The organism is Ferrimonas sp. YIN67 (assembly GCF_057219095.1).
In genome coordinates this window covers 403,679-423,520 of sequence record NZ_JBXVVJ010000001.1, presented here as the reverse complement: position 1 = coordinate 423,520, position 19,842 = coordinate 403,679, and the positions used below count along the sequence as shown (strand labels likewise).

Annotated in this window: 12 protein-coding genes; 8 read left to right on the top strand and 4 right to left on the bottom strand. The window is 59.9% G+C overall.

All coding sequences use genetic code 11. The annotated features are described in order from the left end of the window. Positions 1-75 precede the first annotated feature (75 nt). The 8 genes from AC2D8U_RS01535 (at position 76) to nagX (ending at position 11,316) form a co-directional block, all read left to right on the top strand. Complete coding sequence (locus tag AC2D8U_RS01535; RefSeq protein ID WP_484617272.1) at positions 76-1,614, top strand: tryptophan halogenase family protein; 1,539 nt, start codon at positions 76-78, stop codon at positions 1,612-1,614. 136 nt (positions 1,615-1,750) lie between these two features. Beyond that, positions 1,751-2,458 (top strand): SapC family protein, encoded by a 708-nt coding sequence (locus tag AC2D8U_RS01530; RefSeq protein ID WP_484617271.1) that lies wholly within the window; start codon positions 1,751-1,753, stop codon positions 2,456-2,458. A gap of 739 nt (positions 2,459-3,197) precedes the next feature. Then, positions 3,198-5,738 (top strand): family 20 glycosylhydrolase, encoded by a 2,541-nt coding sequence (locus AC2D8U_RS01525; RefSeq protein ID WP_484617270.1) that lies wholly within the window; start codon positions 3,198-3,200, stop codon positions 5,736-5,738. Between the two features lie 14 nt (positions 5,739-5,752). Continuing rightward, positions 5,753-6,643 carry an N-acetylglucosamine kinase gene (gene nagK, locus AC2D8U_RS01520; RefSeq protein ID WP_484617269.1) on the top strand — a complete coding sequence of 297 codons (891 nt, stop codon included), beginning with the start codon at positions 5,753-5,755 and terminating at the stop codon, positions 6,641-6,643. Positions 6,644-6,667: 24 nt separating this feature from the next. Further along, positions 6,668-7,663, top strand: coding sequence for a glucosamine-6-phosphate deaminase NagB-II (gene nagB-II, locus AC2D8U_RS01515; RefSeq protein ID WP_484617268.1), 996 nt, complete (start codon positions 6,668-6,670; stop codon positions 7,661-7,663). Positions 7,664-7,702: 39 nt separating this feature from the next. Continuing rightward, on the top strand, positions 7,703-8,839 hold the full coding sequence (gene nagA / locus AC2D8U_RS01510) for an N-acetylglucosamine-6-phosphate deacetylase (protein WP_484617267.1): 1,137 nt from the start codon (positions 7,703-7,705) through the stop codon (positions 8,837-8,839). A gap of 39 nt (positions 8,840-8,878) precedes the next feature. Continuing rightward, positions 8,879-10,204: a sugar MFS transporter gene (locus AC2D8U_RS01505; RefSeq protein WP_484617266.1), complete on the top strand. Its 1,326-nt coding sequence runs from the start codon at positions 8,879-8,881 to the stop codon at positions 10,202-10,204. After that, positions 10,204-11,316 carry a transmembrane glucosamine N-acetyltransferase NagX gene (nagX, locus tag AC2D8U_RS01500; RefSeq protein ID WP_484617265.1) on the top strand — a complete coding sequence of 371 codons (1,113 nt, stop codon included), beginning with the start codon at positions 10,204-10,206 and terminating at the stop codon, positions 11,314-11,316. The genes AC2D8U_RS01505 and nagX overlap by 1 nt, the downstream gene beginning before the upstream one ends. A 39-nt stretch (positions 11,317-11,355) precedes the next feature. On the opposite strand, the gene AC2D8U_RS01495 is transcribed toward nagX, so the two are convergent. From AC2D8U_RS01495 to sbcD, 4 genes are all read right to left on the bottom strand, one after another. After that, positions 11,356-12,369: a LacI family DNA-binding transcriptional regulator gene (locus AC2D8U_RS01495; RefSeq protein WP_484617264.1), complete on the bottom strand. Its 1,014-nt coding sequence runs from the start codon at positions 12,367-12,369 to the stop codon at positions 11,356-11,358. Between the two features lie 74 nt (positions 12,370-12,443). Further along, complete coding sequence (locus tag AC2D8U_RS01490) at positions 12,444-14,711, bottom strand: putative bifunctional diguanylate cyclase/phosphodiesterase (RefSeq protein ID WP_484617263.1); 2,268 nt, start codon at positions 14,709-14,711, stop codon at positions 12,444-12,446. 103 nt (positions 14,712-14,814) lie between these two features. Then, positions 14,815-18,528, bottom strand: coding sequence for an SbcC/MukB-like Walker B domain-containing protein (locus AC2D8U_RS01485; protein ID WP_484617262.1), 3,714 nt, complete (start codon positions 18,526-18,528; stop codon positions 14,815-14,817). Next, on the bottom strand, positions 18,525-19,808 hold the full coding sequence (gene sbcD / locus AC2D8U_RS01480; protein WP_484617261.1) for an exonuclease subunit SbcD: 1,284 nt from the start codon (positions 19,806-19,808) through the stop codon (positions 18,525-18,527). Before sbcD ends, AC2D8U_RS01485 begins: the two co-directional genes overlap by 4 nt. Positions 19,809-19,842: the final 34 nt, after the last annotated feature.

Here is a 19,842-nt window from a genome sequence, read left to right as displayed (position 1 = left end):
GAGCTTTTTTGTCTTTTTCTATCCCGGTGCCTTCGTTAGCATGAAGTCACTGAAGCCGAAACAAGGAAGTGCATAATGAGCGAGATCCGGCGAATTCTGGTCCTGGGGGGAGGTACGGCAGGGTGGCTGGCGGCCAATCACCTGGCGGTGGCGACCCAGGGCAGTGATATCGAGATCACCCTGCTGGAGTCTGAAGAGATAGGGACCATAGGCGTAGGGGAAGGGACGGTGCCGATGATCCGAGAAACCCTGCAGCGCTTCGGGATCCGGGAAAGCGATGTGATCCGTCAGTGTGACGCGACCTTTAAGCAATCCATCTGCTTCGTCAATTGGCTGGACGATCCGGCCCGCCGGGGCAAACACTATTATCACCATCCCTTTGAGCACCAGCCCATACGTTACGGTGAGATGGCAACCCAATGGTTAAATACCGAGGGTGATGCCAGCTTTGTCGACAGCCTATCATGGCAGGGAAGGGGGGTTGATGCGGGGCTGGCGCCCAAGAGCATTACCCATAAAGAGTACGACGGGCTGTTTGATTACGCCTATCACTTCGATGCCAGCAAATTTGCCCGCTTGCTGCGGGATAACGCGGTGGAACGATTAGGGGTGAAACACCTTTATGGCAATGCGATTGATGTACGTTGCCACCCCGATGGCGCGATTGCCGAGCTGATCACCCCGGAGCATGGGGCACTGGCCGCCGATCTCTTTATCGACTGTTCCGGGTTTGCCGGCTACCTGATCGGCCAGCAGCAAGGGGTAGGCTTCGTCGACAAGTCCTCTCAGCTGATGGTGGACTCGGCGTTGGCCATCCAAGTGCCTTATGAACACGCGGATCAAGCGATCCCCAGTGCTACCCTGGCCACGGCACAGAGCGCAGGCTGGATCTGGGACATAGGTTTGTTGCAGCGTCGTGGGGTCGGCCATGTATACAGCAGCAGCCATCAAAGCCACGATGCGGCAGAGCAAGCATTAAGGGCGTATCTGGGACCGGTGGCGGATGGGCGTGAATGTCGCAAGATCCCGATGAAGATCGGATATCGCCAGCGCTTCTGGCAGAGCAATTGCGTTGCCATCGGCCTGTCTCAGGGATTTGTTGAGCCGCTGGAAGCCACGGCCATTTTGGTGACCGACACGGCGTGTCGGGCCCTGGTCGACCTGCTGCCCAGCTCCCGCCTCGATATGGATGCGGCACAAACACGCTTCAATCGCCAGCTTACGGAGATCTGGGAGGGAGTCGTGGACTTTATCCAGTTGCATTACCGCCTGAGCCGCCGGGAAGACAGCGACTTCTGGCGTGATAACCGACATAACCCGGTTATGTCAGAACGGCTACAGGAACGGTTGTCCATGTGGCGTTATCGTACCCCGGCCCCGTTTGATTTTGATAGCCGGATCGAGGTCTTTAATTTGGCCAGTTACTGTTATGTACTCTACGGCATGGAGTTCGACAGCCTCTGTCAGCAGCGTGTCCGGTGGGGGGACGGGGTACGACACTTTGCCCAGCATCATCGGGCCGTATTGCAGCAGGCGGAGCGGGTCCTGTCACAGCTGGGCAGCCACCGCAGCCTGATTGAAAAGATCCATAAGTACGGCCTGCAGCAGATCTGAGTATCTTGATCGACTCGATGTTATTGGCCTTCACGACGGTGAGCGGGAGAAAATGTGCAGTCCCCCCCTTTTCTCTGCTCCCCAAGGCCGGTAGTTTTAGAGCGGCTAACGACAACTATTATTTCGGAGTCATTGAATGACCGCAGCAATTGCCGCAGTGCAAAAAGGCAAGCACGCCAAGACCAAAATTAAGCAAGACCCGGGTTTTTCTCACGTTAAAGATCAGCATATTGCGCCGGTCGTCGTGCATGAGTTTGTCTCTGCATCCACTGAGTTTCCCATTATCTTCGTCAAGAACAGTGAAAACGGTCAGTTCCAATCTGTGGTAATGATGGGCCTCAAGCCCGGTGAGAACCTGTTTGTGGGTGAACGCTGGAAGGGGATCTACATTCCGGCCGCCGTGGGTCACTACCCCTTTGTTCTGGTGCCCGATGCGAAGCAGGAGGGCTCCATGATCCTGGCACTGAATGAAAGCAGTGAGTTGGTCAACGAGGAAGAGGGCCAGCCGGTGTTTGATGAGGAGGGCAAGCTCTCTGCCTACGTTGAACAACGTAAGGACAAGTTGGGTCAGTATGTGGAGTCCGATCAGATCAGCCGTGCATTCCTTGCCCTGCTGGTAGAACTGGATCTGTTGACCACCCAGCCCCTGACCGTTCGGGTGAATGAGCAGGAGATCAACCTCAACGGGATCTACACCGTCGATGAGAAGAAGCTCAACGAACTGAGTGATGAAACCTTTGCCGATCTGCGTAAGCGCGGTGCCCTGGGCCCCATCTATGCCCACCTGGGCTCGCTGCAGCAGATCAATCGCTTGGCACATATGCAGGCTCAACTGGCGAGCTAAGTCCATTGTTCCAGAGGAAATAGGGTGGCCGAAGGGTCACCCTTTTTTTGGGCTGTGTATCAACTCACCGTTGTGCATTTTATTGTCATTCTGGGTGCATGGACTCCAGTGCCACTTGCCCTGTCGCCAACGCGACACGGATGCTGGCGGCTAAGTCTATGAGCCGCATAAGGCAGTTCAGTGCAACAGTTAACTAGGACCCCCCTTTTTTGTCGCTAGCTGTCTTGTTTTTGGGAAGTTTACCGGGTCCGGCTTGCATTGCTCCCAAACCTGGCTGAGACGAGATAAGGATTTCCGGCTTCGAATCTACAACGGTGGAAAATTGAACCTTTGCTGAAAGGGGGTAAAGGCGAAAAGTAACAAAAAAGTGAAATTTATGCTGGACAGCAAATGACAGCGTTGTCATTATGGGTTTCAAGTGAGGTGGGAAAGACCGAAAAGAGCGGGTCTTCTCACCATGATGATTGAGTCGTTTGCCACGGAATCGGGCATTCGGCAGACAGTTCGGTGCCAGCAGGGTTCGGCGGGGTCTCTCTCCCTATAGTGAGTCAATGCCTCGACACGCTTGCCACTCCCCCGCGGTCCTGGCACCCGCTGCTTATGACGTACTGATGGGCGGCGTTTTTTATTGTGCCTTCGGGCAACACGACACAGGGAAGACAGCATGTTGCAACACGTTCGACACTTCGGGTGGCTGGTCCTCCTGTGCTTGACCGGATGCCAGCAGGGAGCAGCACCCTTGGCGCTCAGCACTGTGGAGCCCCTGCGTCTGGCCGAGCAGCTTCAGGTTCGCTACGAGGTGGTCGACAATCGACCGGATCCTCTGTGCGATCCAGCCAGGGCCGATGGGGCCTGCTACCGGATCCGTCTAACCCTGACGGCCGGGGAGCAGCCGCTGCCTGCCTCGGGCTGGACGATCCGCTTTAGCCAAGTGTCTTACGTCCAAAGCGTCGAAGGACCCCTCGAGCTGACCCACATCAATGGCGATCTGCACAGCCTGGCACCTGGGAGCGAGTTTAAGGGGCTGGCACCGGGGGAAAGCGTCGAGCTGTTACTGCGGGCGAACTACTGGAGCCTGTCTAATCGTGATGCCATGCCCAATTACCAACTGCTGGTGGAGGGCCATGCTCCCCAGTTGATCACAGCCACGCGTGAGCAACGTGACGACGAAACGGGCCTGTGGCGTTTGCCCTTTGTTGTGCCCATCTGGGATCCGGTTCGCCATCTGCGCCGCAGTGCGGATGACAACACACCGATCGCGTCGCCGGACTGGCTGTTTCAACGCTATCAGCAGTTGGGCGGGGATAGCCAGGAGCCGCTGCCTCCCGGGCTGATCCCCACCCCTGACGCCCTTGAATGGCTCGATGGTGCCGGGCCAGCACTCAGCGTAGGCTGGCGTTTGTTACCCCATGATTTTGACCGGCTTGATGCGGCCCTGGAACGACTCGCGCGGTTGGGTTTTGCCCCGGCGGAGGGAGGCGTGCCGCTGCACATTCAGCGGGTAAGCTCCCTGGCCGATGAGGCGTATCGGATGGAGCTGGGACATGAGGCGATCCGCATCGAGGCGGCCTCAGACAGCGGTGCCTTCTATGCCCTGCAGAGTCTGGCGGGGTTGATCCATCTTGAGCGGCCGAGCCTGCCGGCGGTGCGGATCTCCGATCGCCCCCGCTACGATTATCGCGGCTTGCACCTGGATCTGGCCCGCAACTTCTCGGCGGCGCCAATTCTGGAGAAGCTGATGGATCAGATGGCCGCCTACAAGCTGAACAAGCTGCACCTCCACCTGGGGGACGACGAAGGGTGGCGCCTGGCGATCCCGGATCTGCCCGAGTTAACCCAGATAGGGGCCTTCCGCTGCCTGGATGAAACGGAGCAAACCTGCCTATTGCCCCAGTTGGGCGCCGATCCCGATCCCGATGCGGTGAACAATGGATTTTTCAGCCGCCAAGACTATATCGCCCTGTTGCGCTATGCCAAGGCGAGACATATCGAGGTGATCCCATCACTGGACATGCCGGGCCATGCCCGCGCCGCCGTGGTCGCCATGGAGCAGCGCTACCGCCGTCTGGCGGCTCAGGGGAAGCTGGCGGCTGCCGAGCAGTATCGGCTTAAGGATCCCCTGGATAAGCCGGACTATCTGTCGGTTCAGTATTATCGAGACAACACCATCAACCCCTGCCTGGCCTCGAGCTACGCCTTTATCGATAAGGTGATGGATGAGATCAGCGCGATGCACGCAGAAGCGGGGATCCCCCTGAGCCTCTACCACATAGGCGCCGATGAGACGGAGCAGGCCTGGGAGCATTCGCCCGCCTGTCAGGCACTGATCGCCTCAAACCCGGATCTGCACAGTACTGAGCAGTTGACCGGTTACTTCCTGGGGCGGGTCAGTGAGCTGTTGGCAAAGCGGGGGATCGGTGCCGCCGGTTGGAGTGATGGGCTGCTGGAGGCCCGAGAAGGGCTGGCGGGACCCGTTACCTCTTACAGCTGGGATCTGCTGTCCTGGGGCGGCCACAACAAGACTCATCAACAGCTCAAGCTGGGCTGGGATGTGGTGCTGTCCAGCCCGGATGTCCTCTACTTTGACTTCCCCTATGAAGCGGATCCGGACGAAGGGGGCTATTACTGGGGCGCACGCCGGATTGACACTCATAAGGTCTTTACCTTTCAGCCGGATAATCTGCCGCTGCTGGCGGAGTACTGGCGGGACCGTCAGGGCAACCCCTATCAGGCAAAAGACACGGAGTTTGTCCTGTCGGGAGAAAGGGTCAAGGGGATCCAGGCTCAGCTGTGGACCGAAACCGTTCGTCACCCCGAGGAGATCGAGTACAAGCTGTTCCCCCGGTTGCTGGCGTTGGCTGAGCGGGCCTGGCACAGGGCGGCGTGGGAACAGGCCTATATCGGAGGGCGCAGTTACGATGCACACAGCCAGTATTTCCAGGGACAGTCGATGATGCTGGAGGATTGGCAACGCTTTGCCGCTCTGGTGGGTCAGCAGGAGCTGGCCAAGCTGGATAGGGCAGGAGTGGCTTATCGCATTCCAACGGTTGGGGCTCGATTCGAGCAGGGCTTGCTGCACGCCGTGGGCCTCTACCCTGGATTGGCATTGGAATATCGCAAGGATGGCGGGGCCTGGCGGCCATACCGAGCCCCCGTGGCGGTTGAGGGATCCGTCCAGATCCGCGCCCGCTCGGCCGATGGGCGCAGACCCGGGCGCAGTTTACTCCTCAAACAGGAGGCCGCTGGGCAGCGTTTCTCTCAACGGGATACACAGGGGTAGTGGGGGACGCAATCATGGAAAAGGGGAGTACTCCGATGATGTTAGGGATCGACGGTGGTGGCAGTAAGTGCCGGGCCGTATTGTTTCACGCCAATGAGGGGGTCATCGGCAGCGGCTTGTCCGGTGCGGCCAACCCGGTCAATGGCTTGGGCGCTGCGCAGGCTTCCATTCTGGATGCCTGTGAGCAGGCGCTGAAGGTGGCGGGTTTTGGGATCGATACCCTGCGCCACTGCGTGGTGGGCGCGGGTCTGGCCGGGGTGAACCTACCCTCCTGCCAAGCGGCGATGGAGAACTGGCAGCACCCCTTTGCCGATCTTCACCTGACCACAGATCTTCATATCGCCTGCCTGGGGGCCCACGGCAGGCAGGACGGAGCAATCATGATCACGGGCACCGGCTCTTGTGGCTACATCAGCCTGGGAGGGAGAGGCAAGATCTATGGTGGCCATGGCTTTCCCCAGGGGGATAAGGGCAGTGGCGCCTGGTTTGGCCTGATGGCGGTGCAGCGCGCACTGGAGGCCTGCGATGGTTTAGGGCCCCATACCGCATTGGTGGAGGGGGTGAGCCAGCACTTTGACAGTGCCGATCCCATGCAGTGGGTGGAGCAGCTCGCCGGGCAACGCTCTACAGCCTACGCTCGCCTGGCAGGAACCGTGTTCAGTGCCGTGAAAAATGACGATGACGTGGCCCTGCAGATCCTGCAGGAGGGGGCGAGTTACATGACACGCTTGGCTCAGCAGTTACTGCGGGATGGTGCCCCGCGCCTGGCCCTGCTGGGTGGGCTCGGCCCCCTGTTGCTGCCCTATCTTGACGAGACGGTTCAAAGCGCCATGGCTCCGGCCATAGCGACCCCGGAGATGGGGGCGATTTACTACGCACAAGATGCCCAGATGGGCCGGCAATAACAGGTTTGAAGCACAAGGTTGGTAATGATGAGCAGCATTATGGAAAGGGAAGCGCGTGAAGCGCCACAGCGGATCGCCGAGCAACTGGAACGCAATGATCCCGCCCTGCAGCAGTTGGGTGCACAGCTGCGCGCCTGCCCACCCAGGTTCGTGATGTGGGTGGGGCGTGGCAGTTCGGATCATGCCGGAGTGTTCGCCAAGTATTTGATCGAGATCGAACTCGGGGTGCCCACTTTCGCCTCGGCACCCTCAGTGGCCAGTATCTATGGCCGGACCCTGGCGCTGGAGGGAGGACTGGTGCTGCTGATCTCCCAGTCAGGCCGCAGCCCGGATATCCTGGCGCAGGCTCAGCAGGCCATCCAGGCGGGGGCACGGGTGGTGGCTTTGGTCAACGATGAGTCTTCACCCCTGGCGGAGCTGGCCCATCATGTGGTGCCGCTTGGTGCGGGGGAGGAGAAGGCCGTGGCCGCGACCAAGAGTTACCTCGCGACCCTGTCGGCGCTGCTTCATCTGATCAGCGCCTGGAAAGGGGATGCGCAGCTGCAACAGGCGGTACAGGGGATCCCCGAGCTACTCAGGCAGGCGATCCAGGCCCCGCAGCAGTTGACGGCCGATGGCGTCGAGGGGCTGGTTAACCTGGTGGTACTTGGGCGTGGACTGGGTTATGCCGTGGCCAAGGAGATCGCGCTTAAACTCAAGGAGGTGTGCGGGATCCATGCCGAAGCGTTTTCCAGTGCCGAGTTTCTTCATGGCCCGGTGACCCTGGTAGAGCAGCAATTGGCGCTGTTGAGCCTGAATATCGAGGATGAGTCTGCACCCGCTCACAGGGAGCAGATGGCCGAGATCCAGGGACGGGGTGCAGCCGTGGTGGAGTTGGGGCAAACTGGTGCGGCTCATCCCCGGGTGGCGGCCCTGTCTTTGATGCAGCGCTTCTATCTGGATGTGGAGCGTGTGGCCCGGGCCCGGGGGATCGATCCCGACAGTCCCAAAGGCCTGAAAAAAGTCACCCAGACCCTGTAATGATCCCTTCAAAGGGACAAAAACTTAGTGAAGAGAATGATGAAACAGGCAGAACCACTCCGAAGTTATCGCGTCGCCCGACTGTTTGATGGGGAGCAGTGGTGGAGTGATGCCTGGCTGACCGTGGCCGATGGCCAGATCCAGGCCATGGGCCAGGGCGAGGGGCCGAAGGAGGCGCAGTGCCTTGATGGGCTGCTGGTACCCGGGTTTATCGATCTTCAGGTCAATGGCGGTGGCGGCGCTCTGTTTAATGCCGATCCCTCCGTGGAGTGTTTACAGCGGATGATCCAGGCCCATGCCGCGTTTGGCAGTACCGGGCTGATGCCGACACTGATCACCGATGAGCTGGCGGTGATCCGTCGCGGTGCCGACGCGGTGGCTAAGGGGATCGCCCTCGGGCTGCCCGGCCTGCTTGGCGTGCACTTCGAGGGGCCGCATCTGTCGGTGGCCAAGAAGGGGGTACACAGTGCCCAGTACATTCGTCCCCTGGGCGAGGCGGAGATGGCGCAGTATTGCCGCACCGATCTGGGCCGGGTGATGGTAACGGTGGCACCGGAGACGGTAACACCGGCTCAGATCCACACCCTGGTCGAAGCCGGTGTGCGCGTTTGCCTGGGCCACTCCAATGCGGATTTTGCCACGGTGCAGGCGGCCTTGGCGGCCGGTGCCACTGGGTTTACTCACCTGTTTAATGCCATGTCACCTTTTACCTCCCGGGAGCCGGGCATGGTGGGCGCGGCCCTGCTGGACGAGCAAGCCTGGTGTGGCTTGATTGTCGATGGTCAACATGTCCACGATGCCAGTTTGCGGTTGGCCCTTAAGGTACGCCCACAGGAGAAGATGGTGCTGGTGACCGATGCCATGCCGCCTGTGGGTATGGCGGGAGATCAATTTGAGCTGATGGGCCGGACAATTTTGCGTCGTGGTGATGCCCTGGTGGCACCGACCGGCGAACTGGCGGGTTCGATACTCGATATGGCCAGTGCGGTGCGAAACACCATCGAACGTCTTGGCGTAGCGCCCGAACGGGCACTGCGCATGGCTTCGGCCTACCCGGCCGACTTTTTACGATTGACTGATCATGGCCGATTACGGGTGGGGAGCCCGGCGGATATGGTCCTGCTGGCGGACGATTACCGCGTTCGCCAAACCTGGCTACAGGGCGAAAGCGCCTGAGTCGACCCACGACACATGGAACATAACGAGAGGCGGAATATGGATATGACACAAGCAGCGCCCGCGAAAACGGGAACCCGGGGCAGTTTTCTGCCCATGTGCATCATAGGGGTATTGTTTTTCATCTTTGGGTTTGTCACCTGGCTCAACGGCTCGCTGATCCCCTTTTTGCAGATCATCTGTGAACTCAATGAGTTCCAGGCACTCTTTGTCACCTTCGCCTTCTATATCGCCTATACGGTGATGGCGTTGCCCATGTCATTTATTCTCAAGCGTACCGGTTATAAGAATGGCATGGCCCTGGGACTGGCATTGATGGTGGTGGGGGCGCTGCTGTTCATTGTGGCCGCCCAAAGCGCAGCCTATCCCTTGTTCTTGTCGGCGCTGTTTGTGCTGGGGACGGGTTTAACCATTCTGCAGACGGCGTCCAATCCCTATGTGGTGATGATCGGCCCGAAAGAGAGTGCGGCGATGCGGATCAGCATCATGGGGCTGATCAACAAGGGGGCCGGGGTGATTGTACCCGTACTCTTTACCGCTCTGGTCCTGGCCGGGTTCGAGAATTTTACCGCGGAACATCTGGCGGCCCTGCCGGAAATCGAGCGTCAGGCCCAGATCCGCGAACTCTCCTCCCGCCTGGTGGTTCCCTATCTCTACATGGCCGGTGCGCTGCTGTTTCTGATCGGCCTGGTGAAGTTTTCTTCTCTGCCAGAGCTGGAGTTTGAGTCCAATGAGTCCCATCAAAGCAAAGGTAACATCACCCATTTCCCACAGGTGGTACTCGGCGCCGTGGCGCTGTTTGCCTACGTCGGGATCGAGGTGATTGCCGGCGATACCATCGGCCTGTATGGCGCGAGCCTCGGGGTCAACAACTTTGCCTCGCTGACCTCCTACACCATGGTGTTTATGGTGATTGGTTACCTCATCGGGGTGACCTGTATTCCTCGCTTCCTCAGCCAGGAGAAGGCCCTGCTTGGCTCGGCGTTGGCCGGGATCCTCTGTGTGCTTGGCGTGGTGTTCAGTTCAGGTGAGAGTACGACACTGGCGACACTCTTATGGGGCTGGAGTGGCATTCCCGTGATCCCCAATAGCGTCACCTTTGTCGCCCTGATGGGACTGGCCCATGCCCTGGTATGGCCCTCTATCTGGCCGCTGGCGCTGGAGGGGCTCGGCAAGTACACGGCCCAGGGATCGGCGCTGTTGATCATGGGGATCTCCGGTGGGGCGATCCTGCCCCTGGTGTTTGGTAAGGTGGCGCACTTTAGCGGCGATACTCAGCTGGCTTACTGGGTTGGCATGCCCTGCTACCTGTTTATCCTGTTTTATGCCATCAAGGGTCATAAGATGCGCCACTGGGGCCAGTAATGGCGTCGGCGGTTCAGGGCCAGCAGCAGCGGTTGCTGGCCATCGATGCCCTGCGCGGTTTCGATATGTTCTGGATCCTCGGCGGTGAGAAGTTGTTTGCCGCTCTGCTGTTGCTGACCGGCTGGCAGGGCTTTGCCCTGGCGGCGGAGCAGATGACCCACAGCTCCTGGCATGGCCTGACGGCGTACGATCTGATCTTTCCCCTGTTTATCTTTCTCTCCGGCGTCACCCTTGGGTTGAGACCCCGCTTCCTGCCGGCAATGCCCGCGGGACAGCGCCGATCCCTCTACCTCAAAGCCCTGCGTCGCCTGGGGCTGCTGTGCCTGCTGGGGGTGATCTACAACCATGGCTGGGGCAGTGGTATCCCCGCCGAGCTGTCGCAGATCCGTTTTGCCAGTGTGCTGGGGCGGATCGGGGTGGCCTGGTTTATTGCTGCCATGATCGTGTGGCACCTGCCGCTGCGCGCCCAGTTGTGGGCCGGTGGGATCCTGGCCCTGCTCTACGGGGTGGGGCAGGGGATGTGGGGGATGGAGCCCTACAGCGTTCACGCCTCCCTTAATACCTGGGTGGATCAAGCTTGGCTACCCGGTACCACCTATCAGGGGGCTCCGCTGGATCCGGAAGGGCTCTTGTCTCACCTCAGCGCGGCACTCAATGCCCTGCTGGGCGTCTGGGCGGGACTCTGGCTCCGCCAGCCTCACGGCTTGTGGCATCGCTGTGGCGTTTTGGCCCTGGCAGGTGTTTTAGCGTTGCTACTGGGCTGGGGGCTGGAGCCCTGGGTGCCGGTGAATAAAACCTTGTGGACCGTCAGCTTTGTGCTGGTAACCGCCGGCTGGAGTACCCTGTTGCTGGTGCTGTTTCTGGCCTTGATCGATGGTCTCGGCTGGCACCGCCTCGGTACTGCGTTTGGCTTGATCGGTGTCAACGCGATTGCTATCTACCTGGCCAGTGCCCTGTTTGACTGGCAGTACCTGGTGCACAGCCTGTTTGGTGGTGGGATCACAGCGGTGCCCACCCAGGTGCAAGCGCTGCTCAGTGTCTGTGCCCTGCTGGGGCTGCAGTGGAGTCTGCTCTGGTATATGGCCCGGCAGCGGATCTTCATCAAGGTATGAGGCCTTGATCCTGGCTTAAACGCTTTTGCCTGGTACGCCTCAAGATGGAGCCGTACTGGAGTCCCGAACAACGGGCTGGGGAACAAAGCGCTGGGTTCTTTTATCGCTCTGACCACGCAGTTGGCGCAACAGCTGCTCCGTGGCCTGACGGGCGATCTGAACGATGGGCTGATCCACGGTTGTCAGCTTAGGCCAGGTCTGGCGTGAGAAGGGGCTGTTCTCGAAACCGACGATGGACAGTTGTTCGGGCACCTTGACCCCGCCTAACTGGGCGGCAAACAGGGCACCCGCCGCGATCTCATCATTACAGGCAACCAGGGCGGTGGGGGGGGGGTCCTGCGCCATCAATGTCTGTGCATTGGCCACCCCGGAGTCGAACGAATAGTGACCTTCCAAAACCCACTGAGGTTGTACCTCGAGTCCATGATCGGCCAATGCCTGTTTATAGCCTTTTAGCCGCTCATCGCTGGATTGGTGCTCTTTATCACCACACAAGAAGCCGATCTGGGTGTGCCCCAGTGAGAGCAGGTGCTCGGTAATGGCGTAGGCGCCGGATCGATCGTCGATATAGAGGCAATTGGGATCCGATTGATTCTCTCCGGAGCCGGACACGATGCGCACAAAGGCAACATCCAGTTGCTCCAGGGTCTCGATGATGGCCGGTGTTTCGGAAAAGGGTGGAGTGAGCACCAGTCCGGCAACCCGGGAACGTTTGACGAGATCGGCCAGTTGCTGGCAGATCGACTTGGCCTTGGCGTCTGTGGGGTAGATCATCAGTTCATAATGATGCTGTCGGCACGCATCCAGGATCCCGTTTTGCATGTCGATGACGTAGTAGGCATTGGGGTTGTCATAGACGAAGCCGATGGCATAGGCCTTGGCACTGGCCAGGTTCCTTGCTGCGCTATTGGGCTGGTAGTTGAGCTCGGCGATCGCCTTTTCCACCTTATCGATGGTGTCTTGTCGAACGGATGATTCTTTATTGATCACACGGGACACGGTCTTAAAGGAGACCCCGGCATGACGGGCCACATCCTTGATGGTAACTTTCATGAACTTTCCTGATGTTGGCAAGATGCCAAGTGATCTGCTGAGTCTACCGGCTGCTTTACCCCGAGTGCAACGACTTAACCTGGCTGGGTGACGGGTGTATTGTCCTGGGTGAGCAGGGTATGGCAAAGCGCTGTCGGCAGGGGACGGCTGTACAGGAAGCCTTGAAGGACCTGGCAGCCCTGGGATTTGAGCCAGTCATGTTGAGCCTGGGTCTCTACCCCTTCGGCCACCACCGTCAGGTTCAGGTGACGCGCCAGGGCAAGAATGCTGTTGATGATGGCACTGTCCTGGGGATCGTTGGGCAGATTCGCGATGAAGCTGCGATCAATCTTCAGGGTGTCGACGGGGAAACGCTTGAGATAGGCCAGGGAGGAGTGCCCGGTGCCAAAGTCATCAATCGCCAGTTTTAGCCCTAGGGCCTTGAGCCCCAATAGCGTGCGCTGGGCCTGTTCCAGATCGTCCATCAGAAGGCTCTCGGTCAGCTCCAGTTCGATCAGGCTGGGCTCTACCAGAGTCTCCTTCAAGATGGTCGCGACTTGCTTGACGAAATCCGGCTGTTGAAACTGTTTTGCAGACAGATTGATGGCCACTTGCAACGGATGGCCCTGCTGATGCCAGAGATGAGCCTGTTGGCACGCTTCTCTCAGTACCCATGCACCGATGGAGAGGATCAGACCGCTCTGCTCCGCGACGGGTATGAATTCTGCCGGGGAGATCAGCCCTTTCTCCGGGTGTCGCCAGCGGATCAACGCCTCGAAACCACACAGGGTGTCATCGTTCAGGTTTTGTTGTGGCTGGTAGTAGAGCTGCAGCTGCTGCTTTTGCTCGGCGGTGCGCAATGCATTTTCAAGCTCGATCAACTTGGCTTCCCTGGCGTCCATCTCCGCAGAGAAGACGCAATGAGTGCTGTTGGCATTGAGGCCACATTCGCGCATGGCAACGTCGGCGCAGCGCACCAGATCATCCAGGGTATCGGCATCTTTGGGGTAGCAGGCATACCCCTGATTGAGTGACAGATAGAAGGTGTTCAGGCCATCTTCCGTCACAAAGGGGGCGGTGAAGGCCTGCTGCAGCGCAGAAGCGATTTGGGCTAAGCGTTTAAGATCCGGCGGCTCGTCGATGATCAAGGAAAAATGCGTCGCTTCGAAACTGAACAGTAACAAGGCATGGTTGCCCCGCTTGACCCGACTCAGGTTATCGGTCAGCCGCTGGCTGATCTGGACCAGGATCTCGTCCGCCAGAACAAAACCGATCTGGCTCGTGACCCGTTGAAAATTGATGACGTTCAAGACCGCCAAAGAGCCGGGAGCTTGCCCGGTGTGAAAACGCTCGGTGGCCAGCTCAAGGAAATGGTGGCGATTGGGCAGATCGGTCAGCTGGTCGTGGCTGGCTCGATAAGCCAGTTCGGAACGGGCCCTTTGTGCCAGGGTTTCATCGAGGAGGTGAAGCTGGATCTGGTCTTCCCCGGGTAAGATCACCGAATAGACCCGGAACTGTTTCTGCCCCAATTTGCATTGCCATTGTGTTTGTGCGCTGTCGTGTTGCTGCAAGTGTGCCAGTCGATGGCCCAGTTGGCAGAGCAGGCTCTCGGGCGTGAGTCCTTGCTCGGCGATCAACTGTTGCAGTGCCAGGTTGTGGTAGAGGAGCTTACCCTGGGGGGTGCAACGAAGGATGGGTTCAGGGCTTTGTTCGGCAAAGGATGCCAGTTTCTGCCGTTCGGCCCGATCGGCCAGGAATCGTGCGAGCCCCATGGCCAGGATAAAGGTGGCGCTGAGCAGCAAGAGGATCAGGGTAGTCGCCAGGCCGGTGCTCGATCCTGACTTGTTGATGGTGTCTTCAAGCAGGTGTCGGCTCGCATTTTGGTGCTCCTCACGAAGGCCGTTGAGCAGGGCCTCACTGTTGAAGTGGGCCTGTTGGATGGCCGCCCAGGTTTGTTTCCGTTGCTGGGCATCGAGGTCTTGCTGTGACAATATCTGCTCCATGCGCCACAGCTGCTCAAAATTTTGCCACAGTGCCGCCAGGCGGGGATCGTCGGCATATTCATTGCCGAGTATGGATAGGGCTTGCTGGGCGGTCTGCCGTTGCTGCTCAAGGGCTTGCGAAGGGGGGGGATCGGTATCCGTCAGTTGGTACAGCATCAGCACCAGCTCCTGCTGCGACTCCATCAGGTGTTGGATCTGAAGCAGGTGGGGAATGTGGTGATCGGTCAACTCGTAGGCATTGGTGTGCAGCTGCTGGCCGGTTTGATAGACCTGCCAGCATAGGGACAGCCCGGCCAAACTGAGCAATGTCAGCAGGCCGAGCAATCGAGTCCGATACTGAGTCAGATCTAACCATTCCATGGCGCCACGTTCCCGTTTGTCGACGTCCTGTTCCTCAGGAGCACGCCTTAAAGGTAGATCCGGCTCGCGGCCTTAGCCACTTTGCGTTGTTTTTTCAGCCAATTCAGCCCAGGGCAAAGGTTTTGCTTAATCGGCTGTGACCAAGCCCTGAGCGTTTCTCCACTTCGATCTGCACCGGAATGCGCTCCTTGAGCGCTTCGACGTGGCTGATCACGCCAATCATCTTGCCACTGGCGTTGAGTTGGTCCAGCGCGTCCAGTGCGGTGTCCAGAGTTTGCGGATCCAGGGTGCCAAAGCCCTCATCGAGAAACAGCGAGTCGATGCGGGTCTTGTGGCTGACCAGATCCGACAGGGCCAGGGCCAGGGCCAGGCTGACCAGGAAGCTTTCGCCACCGGACAGGGTCTTGGTGTCCCGCGCCGAGTCGCCCTGCCAGGTATCCAGTACCCGCAGCTCCAGCGCATCGGAGGACTTGCGTTGCAACTGGTAGCGCCCATGCAGGCGCTGGAGCTGGCGGTTGGCCAGGTGGATCAGGTGTTCCAGGGTCAGACCCTGGGCAAACCGGCGAAACTTATCGCCTTTGGCGGAGCCGATCAGGCTGTTGAGTCCCTGCCAGTCATCAAACGCTTCTTGCTGCTGCTCGATCTCCGCCACCAGCTGTTGCAGCCCGTCCCGGCGCTGTTGATCGCTGTCCAGCCGCTCTTTGAGCTGGCCCTGCTGGGCCAGATTCGCCTGCTGCTGCTCTGTGTGTTGTTGGCTTTGTTGCGTCAGCTGTTCGAGGTGCTCCTGCGGGGTCCGCTTATTGTCCTCAATTAGTGCCTGCGGCCGCGACTGCTGATGCTCGGCGACGCGCTGCTGCGCCTGTGCCAGCAACGCCTGGGTTTCATTGCTGGCCCGCTCCAGTTGCTGGCGCAGGGCGGTCAGTTGCTCACGCTCAGACGGTGCCAGCAGGGCCAGTGTGAAGGCCGCATCGTCGGCAAATCCGGCTGCCGTGCGGGCGGCATCGAAATCCCGCTGGCGCTGTTGCTGCTCCTCGTGACTCTGGCGCTGCTGTGCGCTGAGGGATTGCTGCTGGCCACTGAGCTGATGGTGTTGCTGCTGGGTGCTGGCCAGGCTGGTCTGCGCCTGAGTGAGGGTCTGCTCGGTCTGTTCGGTCCGCAGCTTGAGCTGCACGCGGGCCTCCTCGACGGTTAGATCGCCAAATTGCACCCTACGTTCATTGCGCGCCTGCTGCAGTTGCTGGTGGATCTGGTTGAGTTGCTCGTTTCCAGTTTGGCGCTGCTGGCGCAGCTCGCCCAGGCGCGTATTGCTGTGCTGAGCCTGCTCCTGTTGCACGGCCTGTTGCTGCTGCAGGATCTGCTGCCGGGTGGTGCTTTCCTGCCACTGCTGGATCTGGGTGGCCAGTTGTCCCAACCAGGCTTCAAGTTGGTCGGCGGCGGGCAGTTCGAGGGCGAGTTCCCGAGCTTCGGCTTGCCACAGTTCGAGCAATGCCGTCTGCTCCTGCTGCAGTTGCTGATATTGGACGTGAAACTGTTCGCTCTGTTTGGCCAGGTGTTTGCCTTCACTGTGACATTGCTCCAGCGCCGCTTGCGCTTGCTGTTCGCCATTGATGGCCTCAGCCAGTTGCTGGGCCTGTTGCAGCACCCGTGCGTCGAGCTGGCGCAGCTGTTGCAGTTGCTGGCTGTGCTGCTCCATCTCTTGCTGCCACTGCTGATGTTGCTGGATCAGCGCTTCACCCTGCTCGATGGTCAGCGTGAGGGCCAGCGCTGCTGTATGCGTCTGCCACTGTTCGCCCAGCCTGGTTAACTGCTCCGTCAGGCTCTGCCTTTGATGGTTAAGTTGGGTGAGTTGCTGCTCATGGAGACTGACCGCCTGCTTGGCCGCGAGGCCCGCCGCCTTGAGCTGCTCGGCCTGCTCACGCATCTGTGCCAGGCGCTGCTGGGTATCGGACTCCTGTTGCTGCTGGTAGGCTTCCACCAGAGGGTGTTCGGTGGCGCCGCACAGCGGGCAGGGGCTGTCTGGCTGCAGCTTGGCGCGCTCGGCTTCCAGTGACTGGATCTGCTGCTCCAGCGCAAAGCGGGCCTCCAGATCTTTCAGATGCGGCACCTGAGCGGCGTACTGCTGGCGCTTCTCGGCCAGCGCCTGTTGGGCCTGATCCAGCTGCTGGTTTAGTTGGTGCCTCTGCTGTTCCAGCTGCTGCAGGCTGTGCTGATCTTTGTCGAACAGCCGGGCCAGGGTTTGCAGCTCCTGCCAGTGCTTGGCTTGGGCTTGCTGTTGTTGCAGGGCCTGCTCCAGTGCATCGGCATTCACTTGGGCGTCCAGTGACTGCTGATACGCAAGCTGTTGCGTTTGTGCTTCATCGGCCGCTTGCTGGGCCCGAATTCGCCGCTGTTGTTGCTCGCTCAGTGCTTGTTGTCGTTGGCGGCTTTGCTCACGGCGTTGCTCCAGCTGTTGCTGATGGCTTTGGATCTGCTGATCCAGAGGGCCTAGCTGCCGCTGGCGCTGCTGATAGCCTTGCAATCGTTGCTGCCAGGCGGACAGCTGGCTGCCAAGCGGTGCCAGGTGGGCATGGCTGCTCAGATAGTGTTGTAACTGGCCCAGCTCCTGCCCCAGCGCCTGGCGGGCTGCTTGTGCCTGCTTTTCATTGGCTTGCAACTGTTCAAGCTGGCTGTCCAGCTGCTGCTGTTGCTGGCTGAGTTGGGCCTGCTCCCTGTCCAGCTGGTGGATGCTGTGATCCAGCGGCATCATCTGCTCGATGATCTGTTTCTCTTCCAACTCCTGACGCAGCTTTTGCTCGGCCAGCGCCTGCTGGCTCTGGGCCAAGGTACGCTGTTGCTGGCTTAGGGTGTCGCCCAGTGTGGCCAGTTGTGCGCTGCGCTCGGCCAGCTCCTGTTCCAGTGCCGCCAGGGCCTTCTGGCCGTGGAGCAATTGGTCGTGTTGGGTCCGCAGTTGTTCGGCCGGCTCGCTCAGCTTCAGCCGGTCGAGTTCGGTCTGGTGATCCCGGATATTTTGCTCGGCCTCGAGTTTGCCTTGTTGGCTCTGCTGCGTGGCTTGTTCGAGCGCTTCGGATTGGCTGAGCCATTGCTGCTGCGCCTGCAGCTCGGCCAAGGTTGCGGTGAGTGTCTGATGTTGTTGCTGCAGCTGCTCTAGCTCGTCACCGAGCGCCTGGCGCACGTCCGGGGTCAGCAGTTGCACCCCTTCGGCTTTGGCGCGCAGGGTGTCGAGCCGCACCTTGGCCTGGGCGGTTTGTTCAAACACCCGCTCGGAGATCCGGCCATAGATCTCGGTGCCGGTCAGCTCCTCAAGCAGCTCGGCCCGGTCGTTGGCGTCAGCGTTGAGGAAGGCGGCGAATTGACCCTGGGACAGCAGCATGGACTTGGTGAAGCGGCCGAAATCCAGGCCGGTGAGCTCGGCGATCAGCGCCAGCTTGTCCTTGACCTTATCCGCCAGGATCTTGCCGTCGCTCAGTTGGGCCAGTTCCACCGAAGGGGGCTGCAGTTTGCCGTCGCTGGCGCCCCGGGCCCTGCGCTGGCTCCAGAAGGCCCGATAGCCGACACCTTTGACTTCAAACTCCACTTCCGCCAAGGCATCGGCGGTGTGGCGGGTCATCAGCTCGTTTTGGGTCGGCGAGACTTTGAGCCTTGGGGTTTCGTGGTACAGCCCCAGACAGATGGCGTCGAGCAGGGTGGTCTTGCCGGCGCCGGTGGGGCCGGTGATGGCAAACAAGCCGTTGCTGGCAAAGGGCTCGGCGGTAAAGTCGATCTTCCATTCGCCTTTGAGGGAATTGAGGTTTTTAAAGCGCAGGCTGAGGATCTTCATGACTGCGTCTCCTTCGGGCCGGAAGGCGTGGGCGCGGTCTCTGGCGGCTCAGGTTCGGCGTCCGGTTCGTCAAGCAGTGCCAGCGTCTCCTCGAAGCGGGCCTGCAGCCGTTGTTTTCTTTGCTCGGCCGCGTCGCCTTCGAACACTTCGTTGGCCAAGCGGCGGGCGAAGACATCCTGCACCGTCAATTCGGCCAGAGTTTCCTTGTCCTGTTGCTCTATCTGATCGGTGCGGCGGTTGCGAGCGCGGCGTACCAGCAGCACTTCCACCGGCAGGGCTTCGGTCAGGGCGATAATGCGCGATTGCAGATCGCTGAGGTAGTCCTGGGCCACCACTTCGATGTCCAGCCAGGTGATCGACTCCTGACCCTCAAATTGGCTCAATTGCTGCTCAATGCTGGCCAGATCGCCTTTGAGCATCGCCATCGGCTGGCTCAGTGGCACATTCAGCGCGGAGATCTTGGGCGCATCGGTCTCATTAAACTCGATCAGCAGCACCTCCTTGTCCCGACCCAACTCATCGAAGCTCAGCGGAATGGGGCTGCCGCAGTAACGAATGGTGTCCCTGCCGCCAATTTTCTGTGGCCTGTGAATATGGCCCAGGGCGATGTAGTCGGCGGGCGGAAAGGCGCTGGCGGGAAAGGCATCCAGGGTGCCGATGTAGAGATCCCGCACCGATTCGCTGCTGCTGGCGCCGACGGTGGTCAGGTGGCCGGTGGCGATAATGGGCAGCGACGGCTGACCTAACGCGTCGCGCTGTGCCACCGCGGCGTCGTACACCTCACGGTAGTGGCGTTCGATCTGTTGTTGCAGGCTACGCTGTTTCTGCTCGGCGGACTGATTGGCTTCGGAGCGGGTGATGTCCCGCGGGCGCAGATAGGGAATGGCGCACACCAGGCCGATGGGTTGCTCCTGGGCATTGCTGATCGTCACCACTTGCTGCTCCGGCGTTTCGCTAGCGGCGGCCACCATGTCCGTGCCCAGACAGGCCAGCAACTGCTTGGATTCGTTGAGCATGGCGACGGAGTCATGGTTGCCGCCGAGCAAGATCAGCTTGCAGCGCCGCGCCTGCATCCGCACCACAAAGGCGTTGTAGAGGCTTCGGGCGTAGCTGGGCGGGGTGCCGGTGTCGAACAGATCGCCGGCGACGATCAGCGCATCAATGTCCAGGTGGTCGATCTGCTCAAGCAGCCAGTCGAGAAACGCCTGATGCTCAGCCGCCCGGCTTTTGCCATAGAAGTACTGGCCCAAGTGCCAGTCGGAGGTGTGGAGGATCCGCATAAAAGCCCAATTAAATCTGCGTGAAGCAATAGAA

Bases quoted from the DNA above. Each gene is read 5' to 3' on its own strand.
- AC2D8U_RS01535 (WP_484617272.1), top strand. From the start codon at position 76: ATGAGCGAGATCCGGCGAATTCTGGTCCTGGGGGGAGGTACGGCAGGG.
- nagK (WP_484617269.1), top strand. From the start codon at position 5,753: ATGGAAAAGGGGAGTACTCCGATGATGTTAGGGATCGACGGTGGTGGC.
- nagX (WP_484617265.1), top strand. From the start codon at position 10,204: ATGGCGTCGGCGGTTCAGGGCCAGCAGCAGCGGTTGCTGGCCATCGAT.
- AC2D8U_RS01505 (WP_484617266.1), top strand. From the start codon at position 8,879: ATGGATATGACACAAGCAGCGCCCGCGAAAACGGGAACCCGGGGCAGT.
- nagA (WP_484617267.1), top strand. From the start codon at position 7,703: ATGAAACAGGCAGAACCACTCCGAAGTTATCGCGTCGCCCGACTGTTT.
- nagB-II (WP_484617268.1), top strand. From the start codon at position 6,668: ATGATGAGCAGCATTATGGAAAGGGAAGCGCGTGAAGCGCCACAGCGG.
- AC2D8U_RS01530 (WP_484617271.1), top strand. From the start codon at position 1,751: ATGACCGCAGCAATTGCCGCAGTGCAAAAAGGCAAGCACGCCAAGACC.
- AC2D8U_RS01490 (WP_484617263.1), bottom strand. From the start codon at position 14,711: ATGGAATGGTTAGATCTGACTCAGTATCGGACTCGATTGCTCGGCCTG.
- sbcD (WP_484617261.1), bottom strand. From the start codon at position 19,808: ATGCGGATCCTCCACACCTCCGACTGGCACTTGGGCCAGTACTTCTAT.
- AC2D8U_RS01485 (WP_484617262.1), bottom strand. From the start codon at position 18,528: ATGAAGATCCTCAGCCTGCGCTTTAAAAACCTCAATTCCCTCAAAGGC.
- AC2D8U_RS01495 (WP_484617264.1), bottom strand. From the start codon at position 12,369: ATGAAAGTTACCATCAAGGATGTGGCCCGTCATGCCGGGGTCTCCTTT.